The sequence below is a fragment of the Flavobacterium sp. WG21 genome (assembly GCF_000335775.1).
Taxonomy (GTDB): domain Bacteria; phylum Bacteroidota; class Bacteroidia; order Flavobacteriales; family Flavobacteriaceae; genus Flavobacterium; species Flavobacterium tructae.
In genome coordinates, this window is record NZ_AMYW01000007.1 from 113,811 (window position 1) to 131,576 (window position 17,766).

At 36.0% G+C, this 17,766-nt stretch carries 16 protein-coding genes; 13 read left to right on the forward strand and 3 right to left on the reverse strand.

From position 1 onward, the window contains the following. Nucleotides 1-3: 3 nt before the first annotated feature. The 5 genes from C245_RS0107895 (at nucleotide 4) to C245_RS0107915 (ending at nucleotide 2,720) form a co-directional block, all read left to right on the forward strand. Nucleotides 4-531 (forward strand): GNAT family N-acetyltransferase, encoded by a 528-nt coding sequence (locus tag C245_RS0107895; RefSeq protein ID WP_017496048.1) that lies wholly within the window; start codon nucleotides 4-6, stop codon nucleotides 529-531. Next, nucleotides 531-1,112, forward strand: a complete 582-nt coding sequence (locus C245_RS0107900) for a TIGR00730 family Rossman fold protein (protein WP_017496049.1) — start codon at nucleotides 531-533, stop codon at nucleotides 1,110-1,112. Before C245_RS0107895 ends, C245_RS0107900 begins: the two co-directional genes overlap by 1 nt. 113 nt (nucleotides 1,113-1,225) lie before the next feature. Next, nucleotides 1,226-1,732 carry a DUF1772 domain-containing protein gene (locus tag C245_RS0107905; protein ID WP_017496050.1) on the forward strand — a complete coding sequence of 169 codons (507 nt, stop codon included), beginning with the start codon at nucleotides 1,226-1,228 and terminating at the stop codon, nucleotides 1,730-1,732. Between the two features lie 102 nt (nucleotides 1,733-1,834). Continuing rightward, complete coding sequence (locus C245_RS0107910; RefSeq protein ID WP_017496051.1) at nucleotides 1,835-2,302, forward strand: SRPBCC family protein; 468 nt, start codon at nucleotides 1,835-1,837, stop codon at nucleotides 2,300-2,302. Between the two features lie 49 nt (nucleotides 2,303-2,351). Next, nucleotides 2,352-2,720 (forward strand): iron chaperone, encoded by a 369-nt coding sequence (locus tag C245_RS0107915; protein WP_017496052.1) that lies wholly within the window; start codon nucleotides 2,352-2,354, stop codon nucleotides 2,718-2,720. Nucleotides 2,721-2,747: 27 nt separating this feature from the next. Here the strand turns inward: C245_RS0107915 and C245_RS0107920 are convergent, their stop codons facing one another. From C245_RS0107920 to C245_RS0107930, 3 genes are read right to left on the reverse strand one after another with little or no spacing between them, the layout of a single operon-like run. Next, on the reverse strand, nucleotides 2,748-3,110 hold the full coding sequence (locus C245_RS0107920; protein ID WP_017496053.1) for a glyoxalase: 363 nt from the start codon (nucleotides 3,108-3,110) through the stop codon (nucleotides 2,748-2,750). Nucleotides 3,111-3,144: 34 nt separating this feature from the next. Then, on the reverse strand, nucleotides 3,145-3,888 hold the full coding sequence (locus C245_RS0107925; RefSeq protein WP_017496054.1) for a DUF2625 family protein: 744 nt from the start codon (nucleotides 3,886-3,888) through the stop codon (nucleotides 3,145-3,147). 25 nt (nucleotides 3,889-3,913) lie between these two features. Further along, nucleotides 3,914-6,061, reverse strand: coding sequence for a cation:proton antiporter (locus tag C245_RS0107930; protein ID WP_017496055.1), 2,148 nt, complete (start codon nucleotides 6,059-6,061; stop codon nucleotides 3,914-3,916). Nucleotides 6,062-6,378: 317 nt separating this feature from the next. Here C245_RS0107930 and C245_RS0107935 point away from each other — a divergent pair, with 317 nt between their 5' ends. The 8 genes from C245_RS0107935 (at nucleotide 6,379) to C245_RS0107970 (ending at nucleotide 17,745) form a co-directional block, all read left to right on the forward strand. Beyond that, nucleotides 6,379-7,806, forward strand: a complete 1,428-nt coding sequence (locus tag C245_RS0107935) for an L-serine ammonia-lyase (RefSeq protein ID WP_017496056.1) — start codon at nucleotides 6,379-6,381, stop codon at nucleotides 7,804-7,806. 89 nt (nucleotides 7,807-7,895) lie between these two features. Further along, nucleotides 7,896-9,095 (forward strand): SH3 domain-containing protein, encoded by a 1,200-nt coding sequence (locus tag C245_RS0107940; RefSeq protein WP_017496057.1) that lies wholly within the window; start codon nucleotides 7,896-7,898, stop codon nucleotides 9,093-9,095. A gap of 50 nt (nucleotides 9,096-9,145) precedes the next feature. Continuing rightward, entirely contained in the window at nucleotides 9,146-9,964 is an 819-nt protein-coding gene (gene panB, locus C245_RS0107945; protein WP_017496058.1) for a 3-methyl-2-oxobutanoate hydroxymethyltransferase, read from the forward strand. 70 nt (nucleotides 9,965-10,034) lie between these two features. Beyond that, entirely contained in the window at nucleotides 10,035-10,385 is a 351-nt protein-coding gene (locus tag C245_RS0107950; RefSeq protein WP_017496059.1) for a four helix bundle protein, read from the forward strand. A 203-nt stretch (nucleotides 10,386-10,588) separates the two neighbouring features. Further along, the gene (locus C245_RS0107955; RefSeq protein WP_017496060.1) at nucleotides 10,589-11,278 is read left to right on the forward strand and encodes an RluA family pseudouridine synthase; all 690 of its coding nucleotides are present in this window, start codon (nucleotides 10,589-10,591) and stop codon (nucleotides 11,276-11,278) included. 77 nt (nucleotides 11,279-11,355) lie between these two features. Beyond that, nucleotides 11,356-12,684: an aldehyde dehydrogenase gene (locus tag C245_RS0107960; RefSeq protein WP_017496061.1), complete on the forward strand. Its 1,329-nt coding sequence runs from the start codon at nucleotides 11,356-11,358 to the stop codon at nucleotides 12,682-12,684. Nucleotides 12,685-12,809: 125 nt separating this feature from the next. Continuing rightward, nucleotides 12,810-13,598 carry a hypothetical protein gene (locus C245_RS0107965; RefSeq protein ID WP_017496062.1) on the forward strand — a complete coding sequence of 263 codons (789 nt, stop codon included), beginning with the start codon at nucleotides 12,810-12,812 and terminating at the stop codon, nucleotides 13,596-13,598. A gap of 94 nt (nucleotides 13,599-13,692) precedes the next feature. Beyond that, complete coding sequence (locus tag C245_RS0107970; RefSeq protein ID WP_017496063.1) at nucleotides 13,693-17,745, forward strand: PAS domain S-box protein; 4,053 nt, start codon at nucleotides 13,693-13,695, stop codon at nucleotides 17,743-17,745. Nucleotides 17,746-17,766 lie beyond the last annotated feature (21 nt).

The following is a 17,766-nucleotide window of genomic DNA, read 5'->3' on the forward strand; positions in this document are numbered from 1 at the left end:
AAAATGAATACCTCTCTTTTAAATCTGCAGCCTGAAATTCTGGAAGATGATCTGGTTCAATTACTGCCGCTTCAGGAAAATGATTTTGAAAAATTGTACAAAGTGGCTTCAGATCCTTTGATTTGGGAACAGCATCCGAATAAAAACCGTTATGAAAAAGAAGTTTTTCAAAATTTCTTTGAAGGTGCTATGGAAAGCAAAGGTGCTTTTCTGATCATCGATAAATCAACCGGAGAAATTGCAGGAAGCACCCGATTTTATGAATACGATCCTGAAAACAAAGCTGTTTTTATTGGATATACCTTCTATGGAAGAAAATTTTGGGGCACCGGATTTAATACTCAGGTAAAAAAAATGATGCTGGATTATGCATTTAGAGCAGTTGACAAAGTCCAGTTTCATATTGGAGCGGAAAATTACCGTTCACAAAAAGCCATAGAAAAACTGGGTGCTGTTAAAGTAGAAGAAATAAACGTTGCCTACTACAATGAACCATCGCGTCATAATTTTGTATACGAATTAAAAAAATAATGAAAAGAATAACTGTTTTCTGTGGTTCCAGTTTTGGAACCGACAAAATTTACAAAGAACAGGCAGCACTGCTTGGAAAAACTTTAGCCCAACAAAATATAGAGTTGGTTTATGGCGGAGCAAATGTAGGCCTGATGGGCGCTGTCGCCGATGGTATTTTGAACGAAGGCGGAAAAGCTATTGGTGTACTGCCAAACTTTTTAAGATCAAAAGAAATTGCCCATTTGGGTTTGACCGAATTAATCGTTGTGGAAAGCATGCACGAAAGAAAGACCAAAATGAATGATTTATGTGACGGTGTTATTGCATTACCGGGTGGTTTTGGAACTTTGGAAGAACTTTTTGAAATGCTGACCTGGGGACAATTAGGTTTGCATAAAAAACCAATCGGCATTCTGAACATCAATGGCTTTTATGATTCTCTGATTGAATTAACCAAAGTTATGGTAGAGAAAGGTTTATTAAAGCCTGTCAATCAGGAAATGCTTCTGGTGAGCGATACTATTGAGGATTTATTGCATCAAATGAGAAATTATGTTCCGCCAACCACCGGAAAATGGATTGATACAACACAATCCTAGTATCTAAAAAATAGTTGCAGCGAAATTCTTTTCAGACAAATCATAGTGCTTCCGGAACAAATATCGGCCAATCAATAGTTCTAATTTTACAGTATTAACAAAAAACTAAAATCATGGATACTTTTATTGTGGATACTAAAACAATTACATTATTGCTGGCTACCTTATTTACAGGGCTTTTAGCCGGAATATTTTTAACCTGGGGCAACGCTGTAACTCCGGGAATTGGAAAACTGGATGACATCAATTATCTCAGGGCTTTTCAAAACATGAATCGCACCATACAGAATCCGGTGTTCTTTCTGGTCTTTTTTGGTTCTTTCCTGTTTTCTTTTGCAGCGGCTTATTTTAATAAATCAAATACGATTGTTTTAAGTCTGACGATCGGTGCTGCGATTATCTATTTCGCAGGTGTTATTCTGGTTACTATTTTGGGAAACATTCCGCTTAACGAAATGCTTGATAAAACAGATCTGGTTCATACCTCAATTCAGGAGGCTGCCCTTTTACGAAGTAAGTTTGAAGCAAAATGGAACAATCTCCACCTTTTCCGAATCGTGGCTTCTATAATTTCTTTTTTACTTTTGATCATTAGCTGTTTACTAAAAACGAAACCATAAATTTTATAAATTAGAAGTCGGGGAAAAATGAAATTGAAAGTTCTAAATTTCAGCTTTCACAAAATTCATTTTACATTTTACATCTAACATTTCACAAAAAAAATGAAAACAGAAAACAACCACTTCGCAAAAGCCGAAATGCTGATCAGAAAACCTGTCTCAGAAGTTTTTCAGGCGTTTACAGATCCGGAAATCACCAGTAAATTTTGGTTTACAAAAAGTTCAGGAAAACTAATCGCCGGAACAACAACCGAATGGACCTGGGAAATGTATGGGTTCTCGTTAACGGTGACTACTCATAATTTAGAGGAAAATAAAAAAATTGTAATCGAATGGGGACATCCTAATGAAACCACCATAGTCGAATGGATCTTTAGTCCGTTAAACGAAAATGACACCTTTGTGAGCATCACCAATTCAGGTTTAAAAGGAGATCCCGATAAAATCATCGATCAGGTTCGAAATTCTACCGAAGGTTTTACTTTGGTACTGGCCGGAGCCAAAGCTTATTTAGAACACAACATTCAACTCAATTTAGTTTTGGATCGATTCCCTAAAGGATTGGAATAAACAACCTAGAACCTGAAACCTGAAACTTTAAGCAATTTAAGACCATTGTATGGAAACAAAGAAACCGGAAAACATTGATGAATATATTGGTAGTTTTCCAAATGATGTTCAGGAAATTTTAGAGAGGATTCGAATGACCATTCAAAATGCAGCTCCTGATGCTAAAGAAAAAATCAGTTATTCTATGCCAGCTTTTGAGCAAAACGGAATCGTAGTGTATTTTGCAGCTTTCAAAAATCATATTGGGCTTTATGCTTTACCTAGTGGGCATAATGCTTTTAAAGAAGAACTGTCAAAATACAAATCAGGAAAAGGCTCTGTACAATTTCCTTTAAATCAGCCTATGCCCTATGATTTAATTACCGAAATTGTAAAATTCAGAGTAAAAGAAAATCTGGAGAAAATAAAAAAGAAATAAGGAGGCACAAATCTGACAACTTATATACTACTTATTAAACTTCCCAAAATGCCACAAAACACCCGAAGGATCGTGTAAAAAACATTCACTTCCCCAATCCTGATGAACGATAGGTGTTAATTTTACTCCGTATTTTTCCGTTAAGTTAAGCGCCAAAAGCTGCTTGTAATAGTAATCGACATCTTCTACTTCTAAAAAAATCATGGTGTTTTCATTCCAGCTTTTATCGTAATAATCCTGAAGATAAAAGGACAAATCTCCCGCTTCAAAAACAGAAAATTTTGGATCTAAAACTCCTTCTTCAAAACCTAAATCCTGATAGAAACTTCTGGAAATCTCAAAATCTTTGGCTCCTATAAAAGGTCGGATCGATATTGCTTTATGCTTCATAATTGCTCGTTTTAGAAGTTAAAAAGTCAAATTTCTATTTATCAAAACCCAGTTGTTTTCGCAAATCTAAATTCAGTCCGTATTGTTCCTGGACCGAAATTATTTTTCGTGAATTTTTATTAATATCGTTTCCTTCCGCCGTCCATAAAAAAGGATAAAAGTTAAAGACTTCATCGCCTTTCAATTTTGATACTTCGGCTCTCCATCCATTCCATCTGTTGCCTTGATAGAACTTATCCAGATCATTATCAAAACAGAATCCTAAAAATTCAGAATACGTAATATCCAGCTGTTCGTACTCCAGATTATCAGGAGAGAAATAATACATTTTTCCAACATCACTTCCCAATCCTCCTCCATTTAGAAGGTAGAAACCTCCAATAGCATCGTCGGCAACTAATAAAAAAGGCGCTGTTTCGCCAAAATCATTAAACGATTTCCCTTTGTTCCAATCCGGAAGCGTACGATTGAATTTTGCATTTCCTGAACCCAGAATTCTAATCCAGCCATCGTCGATCAAAAGACCTCCTGTATGGTACACAATAGCTCCCATTGGCGAGCGGGTGGTAACCTGAATTTTGTACAAAACCTCTTTTGCTTTTAAGGCGTCAACTGGCAAAATTTCTACTTTATTTTTTGCTGTCTTAATCCATTCTTCGACCTGAGTCCATCCTGGGTCGGCTTTGTCTATAAGTTCTTCGGCTTTTTTCATTTTATTTTGCGCAGTTGCTGTAAGAGTTAAAAAGGTCAATACAATTAAAGGAAATTTTAGTACCATCTTAGAAAATTACAAATTATTTATTCTAGCCTTTTTTCAAAATATTACCCAAACCTCGACCAATTTGTTCTATTGCTTCCAGACCTTTTGTCAATGGTGTTGCAGTGAAATCATCGTAGGCATCCATTGCAGTCTCTTTACGGTCTTCCTGTCCATAAACCAAAATCAGATTGTTATCACTAAATGATTTTTCAAATTTCTGTGGCAATCTGTCAAAAATCGATTGGTACGAAACGGATCCTTTTCTGGAGAAGTTAAAAACAATCAGATCTGTAGCTTTAATTTCATCTGAGATCGATTCAAAATCATCCCAGTTCAAAATACTTTTAAAAGCTAGTTTGGCATTTAATTTCAATTTAGTGGCAATCTGCACAATTGCCTCATGTGTTTTGTATTCGGCATAAACGACGATCGGAATACTTAATTCCTGAGATAATCGAGAGATCTTTTGCAGCAGCAGGTGAAATCCAACACCTCTTTCAGAGAAAGGCGGACAGATAAAAACCAGTCTTTTTTCCTCAATAAATGTTTTTTGAAACCTGCAGATGAACAAACATTTGTCTACATTATTGATGATCGAGTCTACATTTTCACCGAAAATTTTATCCAAAAAACCAGTTTTTCTGGGCCATCCCACGATCACAATATCGGACATGATCTCTTTGGACGTTCTCGCAATTCCACTTGCCGGATTATGGTCGATTCTGGCAATCGTATTGATTTTTACTTCTGAAGCTGACCCCTGAATAACAAATTTATCAACAGCTTTTCGGTATTTTAAGATATTAATTTCCGCCTGATCGTTATTCGGTACAATCGTTAATAGTGTCACCGGATTAGATGATTTTTTATCTTTTATCAAAAGTGCAAAATCCAGCAAACTTTCCGTAGCCGACGTTTTGGCTAACGGAATCAGGATATGTTCGTCCAGAATCTGATCACCATTGGCATCTTCATTTGAAACTTCTTCTTCGCAAATCGCAATCTTTTTAGCTGCTTTTTCTGTCGCGAAAGAAGCCACAATACAAGTAATCAGAATTAAAATAATTGTTCCGTTCAGGATATTTTCGTCTAAAATTTTTGCTTTAAATCCTACCAAAATAACGGCTAAAGTCGCAGCTGCATGTGCACTGCTCAATCCAAAAATAAGCTGTCTTTCGGTTTTGGTATATCTAAATACAATCTGCGTAAAAAAGGCCGCGATCCATTTTCCAAAAATAGCCACCACACTCAAAGTTCCTGCTACAATTAAAGCGGTTGGTCCGCTCAGGATCACGCTGATGTCTACCAGCATTCCCACCGAAATCAGGAAAAAAGGAATGAATAGTGAATTCCCGATAAACTCAATTCTGTTCATCAAAGCCGATGAATGCGGAATTAAAGGGTTTAATGCTAAACCGGCAACGAATGCACCGATAATAGGCTCTACTCCCGCTACCTCTGCTAAAAACGCAGCAAAAAATACCACTGAAAGTACAAATATATAGTGGGCGTGTTTCTCGCTTTCCAATTTTTTAAAGAACCACTTCGCTATCCTTGGAATAACCAAAAACATGATGGCCGAAAAAATGGCCAGTGAAACCGTCAATTTAATCCAGAAAGCCTGATTCAAACTTCCCTGACTGCTTCCCATAATCACCGCCAAAATAATCAAAACGGCAGTATCCGTTAATATAGTTCCTCCAACTGTAATAGCCACTGCCTGATTTTTTGCGATTCCGAGTTTACTCACAATCGGGTACGCGACCAATGTGTGGGTGGCAAACATACTGGCTGTTAAAAAACTAGCATTAAAATCATATTTCAGCAGATAAAAACAAACCGGAAAACCAATCGTTAACGGAAAAATAAAGGTAAAAAAACCGAACAATAAACTCTTATTCCTATTGGCTTTAAACTCATTCATATCCAATTCCAGACCCGCAATAAACATGATATACAAAAGTCCGATTGTCGAAAACAAATCAACAGCAGAGTTCTTGGCCAGAATATTCAATCCGTGAGGCCCAATGATGACTCCTGAAATTATAAGCCCGATAATTCCCGGGATATTAATTTTTTTTAGTAAAATCGGTGACAAGAGGATGATGAAAAGGATCAAAGAAAAAATCAATACCGGATTACTGAGTGGTAATTCGAATTCTTGTAAAAAATGCCTGAAAAATTCTATCATAATGTAATTTTATCTTCTTAACAATATTTTAGTTTTCCGCAGAAAAAAGCGCCAAAAGCAAAATAAAATCTCAGAAGTTATTATTTGTCGTTTCTTCGAAAAGCAGAAAAAACGGCTTCTTTAGTGATTGTTTCATTACAAAAATACCTAAAAAAATTGCGAACTTTCTACGAAAATGGCATATTAAGCAATTAATTTTGTTTCGTTGCCAAATTATTAATATTTAATATTTATTTTAACAAAACTGCAACATTAACAATAGAAAATTGAGCGGGATTGCATTATTCAATTATCTTTGTCTTAATAAAAATTGCACAATGGAAGAATGTATCTCTGTTTTTGATATGCTTAAAATTGGCGTTGGTCCCTCAAGTTCACATACTTTAGGGCCATGGAGAGCCGCTGAACGTTTTTTGGAGGAGCTGAAAGACGAATCAATTTTAGACCAGACTAAACGTGTAAAAGTCGATTTATACGGATCTCTTTCCTTAACCGGAAAAGGTCATGCTACCGATTTGTCGGTAATGCTGGGTTTAAGCGGGCAAGATCCCGAGTATATTCCGGTTGAAAACATTGCCGGAATTATTAAAAACATTGAAGAACAGCACGAAATTATTCTGGCTAACGAATATAAAATTCCGTTTTACTTTCTTCAGGACATTGTTTTCAATAAAGATTTCCTTCCTTTTCATGCTAATGGATTAAAATTTACAGCCTATAAAGCTGACGATTCTGAATATGAATCTACTTTTTATTCGATTGGAGGAGGATTTGTCGTTAAAGAAGAACGCACCAATGCTAAAATCAAAGAAGAGATCAAATGTGCCTTCCCTTTCCCGATTCAAAATGCTGTTGAGCTTTTAAATTATACAGTGACCGAAAACAAATCGATTTCTGAAATTGTTTATGAAAACGAAAAATCGATGCGTCCGGAAGCTGAAATTCACTCCGAATTAATGCGCGTTTGGCATACCATGTTAGAATGCATGTACATTGGCTGCCATTCAGAAGGAATTCTGCCGGGCGGTCTGAATGTTCGCAGACGTGCTTTTGACATGCATCAGAATTTAATCGGTTTATCTAACTATTCAGATCCACAAAGCTGGCTGGAAGAAATCAGAAAAACAGAGGTTAAATTTCGTCAAATCCTGAAATGGGTAAGCTGTTTTGCACTTGCCGTGAATGAGGTAAATGCTTCTTTAGGTCGTGTAGTTACTGCTCCTACAAACGGAAGTGCAGGTGTAATCCCGGCTGTTTTAATGTATTATCTGGTAATTGAAAACCATAATGCAGGCGAAAAAGAAATCAAACAATTCCTAATGGTTGCCGGAGAGATTGGTAGTATCTTCAAGAAAGGATCAACCATTTCTGCCGCAATGGGAGGCTGTCAGGCCGAAATTGGTGTATCATCATCAATGGCTGCAGCAGCACTTTGCGAATTAATGGGCGGATCTCCTGCTCAGGTTTTAATGGCTGCCGAAATTGCCATGGAACATCACTTAGGTCTTACCTGTGACCCAATTGGCGGTTTGGTTCAGATTCCGTGTATCGAAAGAAATACAATGGGAGCCATAAAAGCTATCAATGCGGCTGAACTGGCGCTTGAAACCGATTCTAAAAATGCAAAAGTGCCTTTAGACAAAGTGATCAATACCATGTGGCAAACTGCCAAAGACATGAATTCCAAATACAAAGAAACCTCTGAAGGCGGATTGGCCATTGCCGTAAACATGGCGGATTGCTAAAGAACATTTGCCACAGATTAAATACGTTTGAATTAAGTTTATTACAGCTCTTTTTCAATCCTTTTAATCTGTGGCGAAAAAACTACTTCATGAAAAAGCACTTCTTACTTATAGCGATACTGTTTTGCTCTGCTCTGATTCATTCGCAAGAACGTTACTTTCTTAATTCTGATACTCGTCTCTATACTTCAACTACTACTGCAGGCGACTTTCTTGGCTATTTTAAATATGGAGCAGAAGTTCAGCTTCTTTCGGAAAGTAAAAATGGCTGGTATAAAGTAAGATCCGATAATTTCTCAGAAGGTTATGTTCCTGAGCAATTTATTGCAAAAAGGTTAAACGCAAAAGATGTTCAAACAAAAGATCCCGAAAATCCAATTATTGAAGGTAACGACAATTACTATGGCAGCAGCCATCTTTTTGTTTTAGTCGCCGGTTTAAAAGCAAGAGCACTACCGGATAAAAACTCAAAAATAAGAGCCATTCTGTTCACCGGTGATCCTGTAGCGGTTAATTATCTTCCAAAAAACCCGGACGAATGGGTAAACATACAAGGTCATAGTGATCCTGAGTATGCACAATTTACACTTGGAAAATTCCTTGGAAAAAGACCCGATTTTAATTCGTTACTCAAAGATTTTGATAAGCTGAATGTCAATGCGGTTGCAGAACGCAAAACGATTGGCGAACGAATTGTAGAATTGGCCTGGAACAGTGAAAATGCAAAACTGGCACCCGCTTATCAAAGATATTATGAAGTTGTAAAACAATTAAACGATCCAAAACTTCTGGCCGATACTGAACTGAATATCGCTATTGCCAAAGGATTAGCGAAAACCAAAAAACCGGAAGAAATTACCGCTTTCAGTAAAAAAGCCGAATTTCTTTTAAAAGGTGTAAAAACAAAATCACTCTTTTTTTCGCAAAAAGATTTAGTCAAAAACTTTGGAAAACCTACTAAAAAAGGAACCGTAAGCGACGAATGCGGTATTTACCTCAGTGAGCTTTTTTACTACTATCCGGATTTTGAAGTTTCAGTAGATGAAAAACAAAATCAGGCTGAAATAACGAAGGTTTTTATCAACGAAAACAACAAACTTGTTTTCAGTCCAACGGCTTCTCTCGATCACAATCTGACCGAAAAAGCATTTATTGAAAAATACGGGACTTATATCGGTGCTTCCATGAAAAATCCGCATCTGTATGCTATTCAACTGGAAGACAGCGAATTTAGAATAGAATTCAGAGAGGGAAAATTATTTACGATTGAAATAATCTTCTATTGCTGATTTCAATCTATAATTATTCAATACTTTTACACATTCAAAAAAACTCAAAAATGTCAGTAGCAAAAAAAGATTATAAAAAGATCACCACAAAGTCATTAATCGAAATGAAAAGCAATGGAGAAAAAATCTCAATGCTTACCGCTTACGATTTTACAATGGCAAAAATTGTTGATACCGCAGGAATCGATGTTATTCTGGTAGGCGACTCTGCATCAAACGTTATGGCAGGTCATGAAACGACATTGCCTATTACTTTAGATCAAATGATTTACCATGCCTCGTCTGTAGTTCGCGCTGTAGACAGAGCTTTAGTAGTGGTAGATTTACCTTTCGGAAGTTACCAGTCAGATCCAAAAGAAGCTTTGCGCTCTGCGATCAGAATCATGAAAGAAAGCGGCGGACATGCGGTAAAACTTGAAGGAGGAAAAGAAATTAAAGAATCTATCAAAAAAATATTAAACGCAGGAATTCCGGTTATGGGACATTTGGGCTTAACACCTCAATCCATCTATAAATTCGGAACCTACAGCGTTCGTGCAAAAGAAGATGAAGAAGCCGAAAAATTAATTGAAGATGCTAAACTTCTCGAAAAAATTGGCTGTTTTGGTATTGTTTTAGAAAAAATCCCGGCTCATTTAGCCGAGCAGGTTGCTAAAAGCATTTCAATTCCGGTAATCGGAATCGGAGCCGGCGGCGGTGTAGACGGACAAGTTCTTGTAATTCATGATATGTTGGGAATGAACAACGAATTCAGTCCTCGTTTCTTACGCCGTTACTTAAATTTATACGAAGAAATGACTCAGGCTATCAGCCAATATGCTGCCGACGTTAAATCTGCAGATTTCCCGAATTCGGGGGAACAGTATTAATTTAGATTTTTCGATAGTTCGATTATTGGATTGTTAGATCGCAATTAACTCAATTTAAGAAAAACCTGTAATGCATAGATTTAAAGATTTAGAAATTTGGAAATCAAGCAGAAAATTCTGCTCCGAAATTTACGTCATTACATCTAATTTCCCTGAATCAGAAAAATTTGGTTTAACAAATCAACTTCGTCGTGCCTCTGTGTCTGTGCCTTCAAATATTGCTGAAGGATGCTCACGAAGCAGCAGCAAAGATTTTTCAAGATTTCTCGAAATTGCAATCGGTTCTATTTTCGAAATTGAAACTCAATTATTAATCTCTTTTGATTTAGGCTATCTCGATCAGGAAAAACTGGATGAGTTGTGCTTTAATCTCGATAGAATTGTAAAAATGACCTCAAAGTTTAAATCTACTCTAATATAATTTCAGTTGAACGACACTAACTTGGATCTTTCGATCTTAAGATTATTGAATTGTTCAACTGAAATTAAATTAAGTAACGCTGGTAACAAACAGATTACAAGATTTAAAACTATTAAAACACAACAATTGATCTCTTTTAATTTAGACAATCTCAATCTAAAAAATTCGAACAATCAAACAATCTAAAAATCTAAAAATCGATTTTGAAAGTACTTTCCAACAAAAACAACCTCCAAATTCTTCACGAAGACAATCACATCATTGTGGTCAACAAGCGTGTGGGTGATATTGTACAAGGAGATAAAACCGGTGATAAACCTTTATCTGATATTGTAAAAGAATATATCAAAGACAAATTCAATAAACCCGGAGATGTTTTTCTGGGCGTTATTCATCGTCTGGACAGACCTACGACAGGAATTGTTGTTTTTGCCAGAACCAGTAAAGCATTGTCACGTATGAACGAAATGTTCAGTAATCGTGAAACTCAAAAGACGTATTGGGCTGTTGTTAAAAATAAACCGCAACAAAACACTGCGAAGCTCGTTCATTACCTCAAAAGAAACGAGAAAAACAATACTTCAAAAGCACATTTAAAGGAAGTTCCAGACAGTAAACTGGCCAGTCTGGATTATACTGTTTTCAAAGAGCTTCAAAATTATGTGGCACTCGAAATCAATTTACATACCGGTCGTCATCATCAGATTCGTGCTCAGCTGGCAGCGATTGGCTCTCCTATAAAAGGAGATTTAAAATATGGTTTTGACCGAAGTAATCCTGATGGCGGAATACATCTTCATGCCCGAAAATTAGTTTTTGTACATCCGGTTTCTAAAGAAAACATCACGATAATCGCTCCTACTCCCGACGAGACTATTTGGAATGCGCTATGATTTTATGATTTAATTGTTAAAATATCAAGTTTTATCGATTAACTTGCAGAAGCAAAAAATCAATCGGATTATACACTATGGACTATAAAAACAACATTGCCTACAGGAAAGAAACGTTAAAGAAATTGTTGTACAACATTCAGAAAAGCGAGGATTTGATTGTAAAAGCTTTGTACGATGATTTTAAAAAGCCTGAATTTGAAGCTGTTTTAACCGAAACCAACTATGTAATTTCGGATCTAAAGGATACTATTCGAAACATTAATAAATGGGCGAAACCAAAACGCGTTTTGCCTTCTCTGCTCAATTTCCCTTCTACCGATTACATTTTTAAAGAACCTTACGGAAATGTTTTGGTAATTGCTCCCTGGAATTATCCGTTTCAATTGGCTTTATGTCCTTTAATTTCAGCTGTAGCTGCCGGAAACAGAGTGGTTTTAAAACCTTCAGAACTAACACCTCACACCTCAGCAGTGATTGCTAAAATTATTGAGAAGACCTTTCACATCAAACATGTTGAAGTTATTGAAGGAGGTGTTGAAGTTTCGAACCAATTACTGGCACAGCGCTGGGATTATATTTTCTTTACCGGAAGTGTTGCTGTTGGAAAAATTGTAGCCAAAGCTGCTGCCGAAAATTTAACTCCCGTAACTTTAGAACTAGGCGGAAAAAACCCATGTATCATTGACGAAACCGCGAATTTAAAGCTGGCGGCAAAACGAATCGTATGGGGAAAATTCATCAATGCCGGACAAACCTGTATTGCACCGGACTATATCCTGGTTCAGAAAAACATGAAAGTCAATTTTATTTCTTTTCTGATAGAAGAAATTCTAAAAGCTTACGGCAAAAAAATAGACAAATCTCCTGATTTTGCCCGCATCATCAACACCAAAAACTGGGTCCGACTAGACAGTATGATCGAACGCGAAAAGGTTATTTTTGGAGGAGAAACGGATGCTGAAAAAAACTACATCTCTCCTACTTTAATTGAAGAACCTGCTTTGGACAGTCCGGTCATGAAGGAAGAAATATTTGGTCCTATCCTTCCTATTCTGACTTACGAAACAGAGGCTGACATACACAACGTGATCAGTCGTTATGAAAAACCTCTTGCCTTTTATGTTTTCAGTGAAAATAAAAATTTTGCTAAAAAACTAATTACTTCCCATTCTTTTGGAGGAGGTTGTATTAATGATACTGTCGTTCATTTCTCAAACAAAAGATTACCATTCGGAGGAGTTGGTCATAGCGGTATTGGCGCTTATCACGGTCAATTGAGCTTTGATATTTTCTCACACCACAAAGCTGTGGTAAAAAAAGGAAACTGGCTTGATTTACCTATGCGTTATGCTCCTTACAAAGACAAACTGATATCCCTGAAACGTTTACTGAACTGGTTGTAATCTGTAAAAAAACAATTTCGCAATGTTTTCCAGATTTTCATATCAAATTGATTAAAAATATTATATTTACGGCGCATTAATTATTTAAAATTTCGTCGATATAAAATAATTCTACTCCAATAAAAATGAAATCTACATTCGATCAGATCAAAGACATTAAAAATCATGGATATACCTTAGATTTTTCAACTGTTTTCAATCATGCTTTTGAAAATTACAAGAAAATAGCCGTCTATGCCGGATTAATGCTATTGGTTTTTTCGGTATTCTTTGGTGCTATTGTTTATCTCATACTAGTTGCATTTTTTGGCATCGACAAATTAACGAATGCAAACTTCCTGAACATACAGCCTCAAAATCTGTCTCAAATTTATCTAGTCCTTTATATTATTGGAACAGCCTTCGTATCGGCAATTATGAGTCCTTTTACGGCAGGGTTTTTAAAAATGGCCGATTGTGCAGAAAAAGATCAGGAATTTAATGTCTCTACAATATTTTCCTATTACAAAAGCCGCCATTTCGCACAAATTTTTGCGGCGACCTTTTTGATTTCATTGTTTAGCGTTATCGTTACGACCTTTTTAGAAGTTCAAAAATTAAATGCCGTAGGATTAGTTTTCTCACTGACATTATCTTTTTTTACCTTCTTAACCATTCCACTTATCGTATTTGGAAACTTAAAAGCCGTTGATGCCATTAAATCAAGTCTCATCTTGATAAGCAAACAGCCTTTGATATTATTAGGACTTATAATTACTATAGTTGGCGCTATACTAGTTGGTCTTTGTGCGTTTTGTATTGGAGTACTTTTTACGATCCCTTTTAGCTATTCCATGACTTATGCCATATATTGTGCTATTGTAAAAACAGATAAAGAAGATCCTATTGACTCTATCGGTCAGTCTGATTTTTAAAAAATATAAAATTTCAGCTAAAAAAGAGTCTAACCTGCTCTGTTGAAATTTTCAAAATAAAAGATTTACTAAACCAAACATACCCCCGAATTCTATGGTAGCAAACTATAGTCTTTTCAATTCGTTGATCCCAGGAGTTGCCATACTTGGTAATGCCCTGAAATCAATTATTACGAAGTGGTATGTTATCAATTCAGATATCATATTTTACAACAATCCTAAACTCATTATGTTAGGATTGTCGATGATTGCCTTTCTGACCCTTCTCGTATATCAATTCTTCCGGATCAAGACCAGAATTGGCTACTTCATCGAAAGAAAACCGGAAACAGAAACAGTAAACAGAGAGTATCATCTCTATATTTTGTTCTTTGGTATTGCATTGATTGTAATCGAAATCATCAACGAAATTTTTAAAATCAGGCCAAAGAGTTTACTTTTAGTAAATGTAAGCATAGGCTTCTCGATGCTTTTATTTTATTTCATCATTGGTAAAATTAAATTTTTAAAAGAGCGGGTTCAGTCGATATTTATTTTATCCTTCTTTGTTTATCTCTTTTATATCGGATACAACATCATCTATCGCACCAACGATATTATTCCTATAATTGCTTTTTTAATTTTCTTCTACTTCTCCTACAGCATCTTAAAACCCATAAAACTATACTGGTTCTTTGTTGGATTAGTTTTTACCTTTCTGATTACAACGGTTGTTTACCAATTAATTCCCGTAAAATCATCCATTATCTTAATCAACTACTGTGTTCTGATTTTCATTCTTAATCAGGTTAAATATGCCGTTTTACTAAACAACAGTGATAATTTCAGATTCACCAATGAAATTGTACACAAAGGGAATTCCCTGACTATTGCCACAAACGAAAAAAACGAAGTCTTATTTTGCAGTGAAACTATCACTTCTATTCTGGGATATTTACCGGACGAAGTTATGGGGGCTAAATTTTGGAAATTAACAAATGAAACAGACTATCCTGAAAACCTCAGCAATATAAACCATGAAGAAGACAAACTTTATATCCGGAAATTAAGAAGCAAAAACGGGGAATACAAATACATACAGTGGAAAGATAAAAGATTTTCTCAGGGTTTAATTATCAGTATCGGTCAGGATGTTACAGAACAAATTACCGTTCGCGATCAATACAAAAACCTGATTCAAACCGCTACGGATATCATTTTTGAAATTGATTCTGATGGTTATTTTACCTTTATCAATGACTTTGGATTTTCGATATTGGGGTATTCTGAGAACGAAATTATCTCTCAGCATTATTCTAATTTCATCCATGAAAACTACCAGCGTAATGCCGTAGATTTCTACGAAAACCTGGAAATGAATGAAAATAATTTCCCCACTATAGAGATTCCTATTCTGAAGAAAAACGGGAAAAAGCTTTGGATTTCGCAAAAGATTATTGTTCGAAAAAATGACCTCGGACAAACAATTGGCTTTGCCGGAATAGCCCGTGACATTACTGAAATTAGAAATATTGAGAACGACAAAAGAAAACGTCTGAAGAAAATCGAATCGTATAACAATTCGATTAATAAACTCTCGACTACAGATTTTAGCCAATACGACAATTTAAATACGGTTATTGATTTTATCATAAAAGAAGCCGCAATAGTAACCAAAACCAATCGGGTGAGCTTTTGGAAATGTCATAAAGACTTAATCAGCTGCAAGAATCTTTTCAGCATTGACAAACAGCATCTTAATGACAAAAATATACTGGACAAACAATCCTATCCAATTTACTTTGAAACGCTTAAAAGCAAAGCAATCATAAATGCTCCGGACGTTTTCAATAAGCTCGAAACATCCGAATTTCAAAAATTATACTTTACTAAAAACCACATCAAATCGATGTTGGATGTCCCTATATTTTTAAACGGACAGCTTGTTGGAGTTGTTTGCTTTGAAAGTACCGAAGAAAAAAGAAACTGGGACAACGAGGATATCAATTACGCCCGCACCATTTCGGATGTAATCTCATTGGCAATCTCCTCACAAATGCGTTTGGAGGCCGAAAAAAAATTAGAATTCAAAAGTCAGCTATTGTCTGCACTTTCGCTGTGTACCGAAAAATTTCTAATGAGTAAATCTACTCAGGAAATGTTTCAGGAGACCTACAATTTAATTGGAAAAGCAGCTAAAGTAGACCATATGTACTACTACGAAAAAGATTTTACAACAAATACCGTAAGTCAGAAATACAAATGGTCCAGACAGGGTATTGAGCATCAGATCACAAAATTACAGCGATTAACAAAAGATCAATTACAAGAAATCTACGACGCTGCTCAGAACAAAAAAATCGTCAATACACTTACCCGCAAACTAGACAATACTTTTTTCAAACAACTACTGATTGCCAATGAAATCAAATCGATTCTGATATTACCGCTGTACATCAACGATATCTTTACCGGATTCATAGGCTTCGACGATTGCACCAAAGAGCGAAAATGGTCTGAAGAAGAAATTTACATCTTTCAGGTTCTGGCAAATAACATCTCATCGGCACTGGAAAGAAACCGAAACGAAACCAAAATTCTCGAAAGTGAGGAAAAATTCAAATTAATCGCCAACAACATTCCCGGCACGGTATACTTGTCAAAATTTGATGCTTTCTCTACTAAGATATTTCTCAACGATGAAATTTTAAATCTTACCGGTTATTCCAAATCAGAGTTTATTGAAAATAATTTATCCTTTTTATCTCTTATTCATCCTGATGACAAAGACGAAGTGATCAACAACCAAATCGATAATTTACAAAGTGGAATGCCGCTGCACAATATCTATCGCATCCGGCGGAAAACCGGCGAGTTTATCTGGGTAGAAGAATTTGGAGACGTGATTAAAAAAGGGGATGAAATTGAATTTGTGGGTGGAATTTATTTCGACATCACCAACAAAAAAGAAAGTGAAGATGCCATAAAAGCCAAACAGCTTGCTGAGGCAGCCAATAAATCTAAATCTGATTTCCTGGCCAATATGTCGCATGAAATCAGAACTCCTTTGAATGGCATTATTGGTTTCACACATTTACTGATGAATACCGGCCTTGAAGAAATTCAGGAAAAATACATGACTACGATTAACCAGTCAGCGCATTCGCTACTGGATATCATCAATGACATTCTTGATTTTTCTAAAATCGAAGCGGGCAAACTGGAACTTTTTATCGATTTATACGACATCAAAAAAGTACTCGGACAAGTTTTTGATTTAATTGTATACGAATCCAATCAAAAAAATCTGCAGTTAGAATTAAATGTCGCACCCGATGTTCCCAAATACATCTGGACAGATATTGTGCGTATCAAACAAATCTTAATCAATCTGCTTTCAAATGCTGTTAAGTTTACCAACAAAGGCTCTATCAAGCTTAATGTTTCCGTTTTAGAAAAAAGCAGCAACAACGATTGCATTATCCGATTTTCGGTGGTGGATACCGGAATTGGAATTCTCGAAAAAAATCAGAAGAAAATCTTCAAAGCCTTTTCTCAGGAGGATAGCTCTACGACGAGAAAATTTGGAGGTACAGGATTAGGACTGACAATTTCAAATCAATTGCTTGCTTTAATGGAAAGCCGCTTACAGCTGGAAAGTAAAATCGACAGAGGAAGTAATTTTTATTTTGACCTGAACTTAAAAACAAGCAATCAAAGCATTAGCGAGAAATACAATACCGAACTTCAAAATACCAGTCTCGAACTAAATTCCGACGACCCGGTTTCAGATCAAAAAAGCATTACCTTTTTGATTGTCGAAGACAATAAGGTCAACATGCTGCTTTTAAAAACCATCATCAAAAATTTATATAGCGGTGCCTACATACACGAATGCGAAAATGGTTACGAGGCCGTAAGTCAGTTTGAAAACATCAATCCTGATTTGGTTTTTATGGACATTCAGATGCCTATTATGAACGGTTATGAAACCACAAGAGCCATCAGAAATACCATTATAGGAAAAGACATTCCAATCATTGCCGTAACAGCCGGCGCCGAAAAAGAGGAACGCAACAAATGCCTTTCTGCCGGAATGAATGACTACATCTCTAAGCCCATAATGAAAGGCAGTGTCGAAGAAGCTTTAGTAAAATGGCTAAAATAATGCAAAACTAAATTCGGCTAT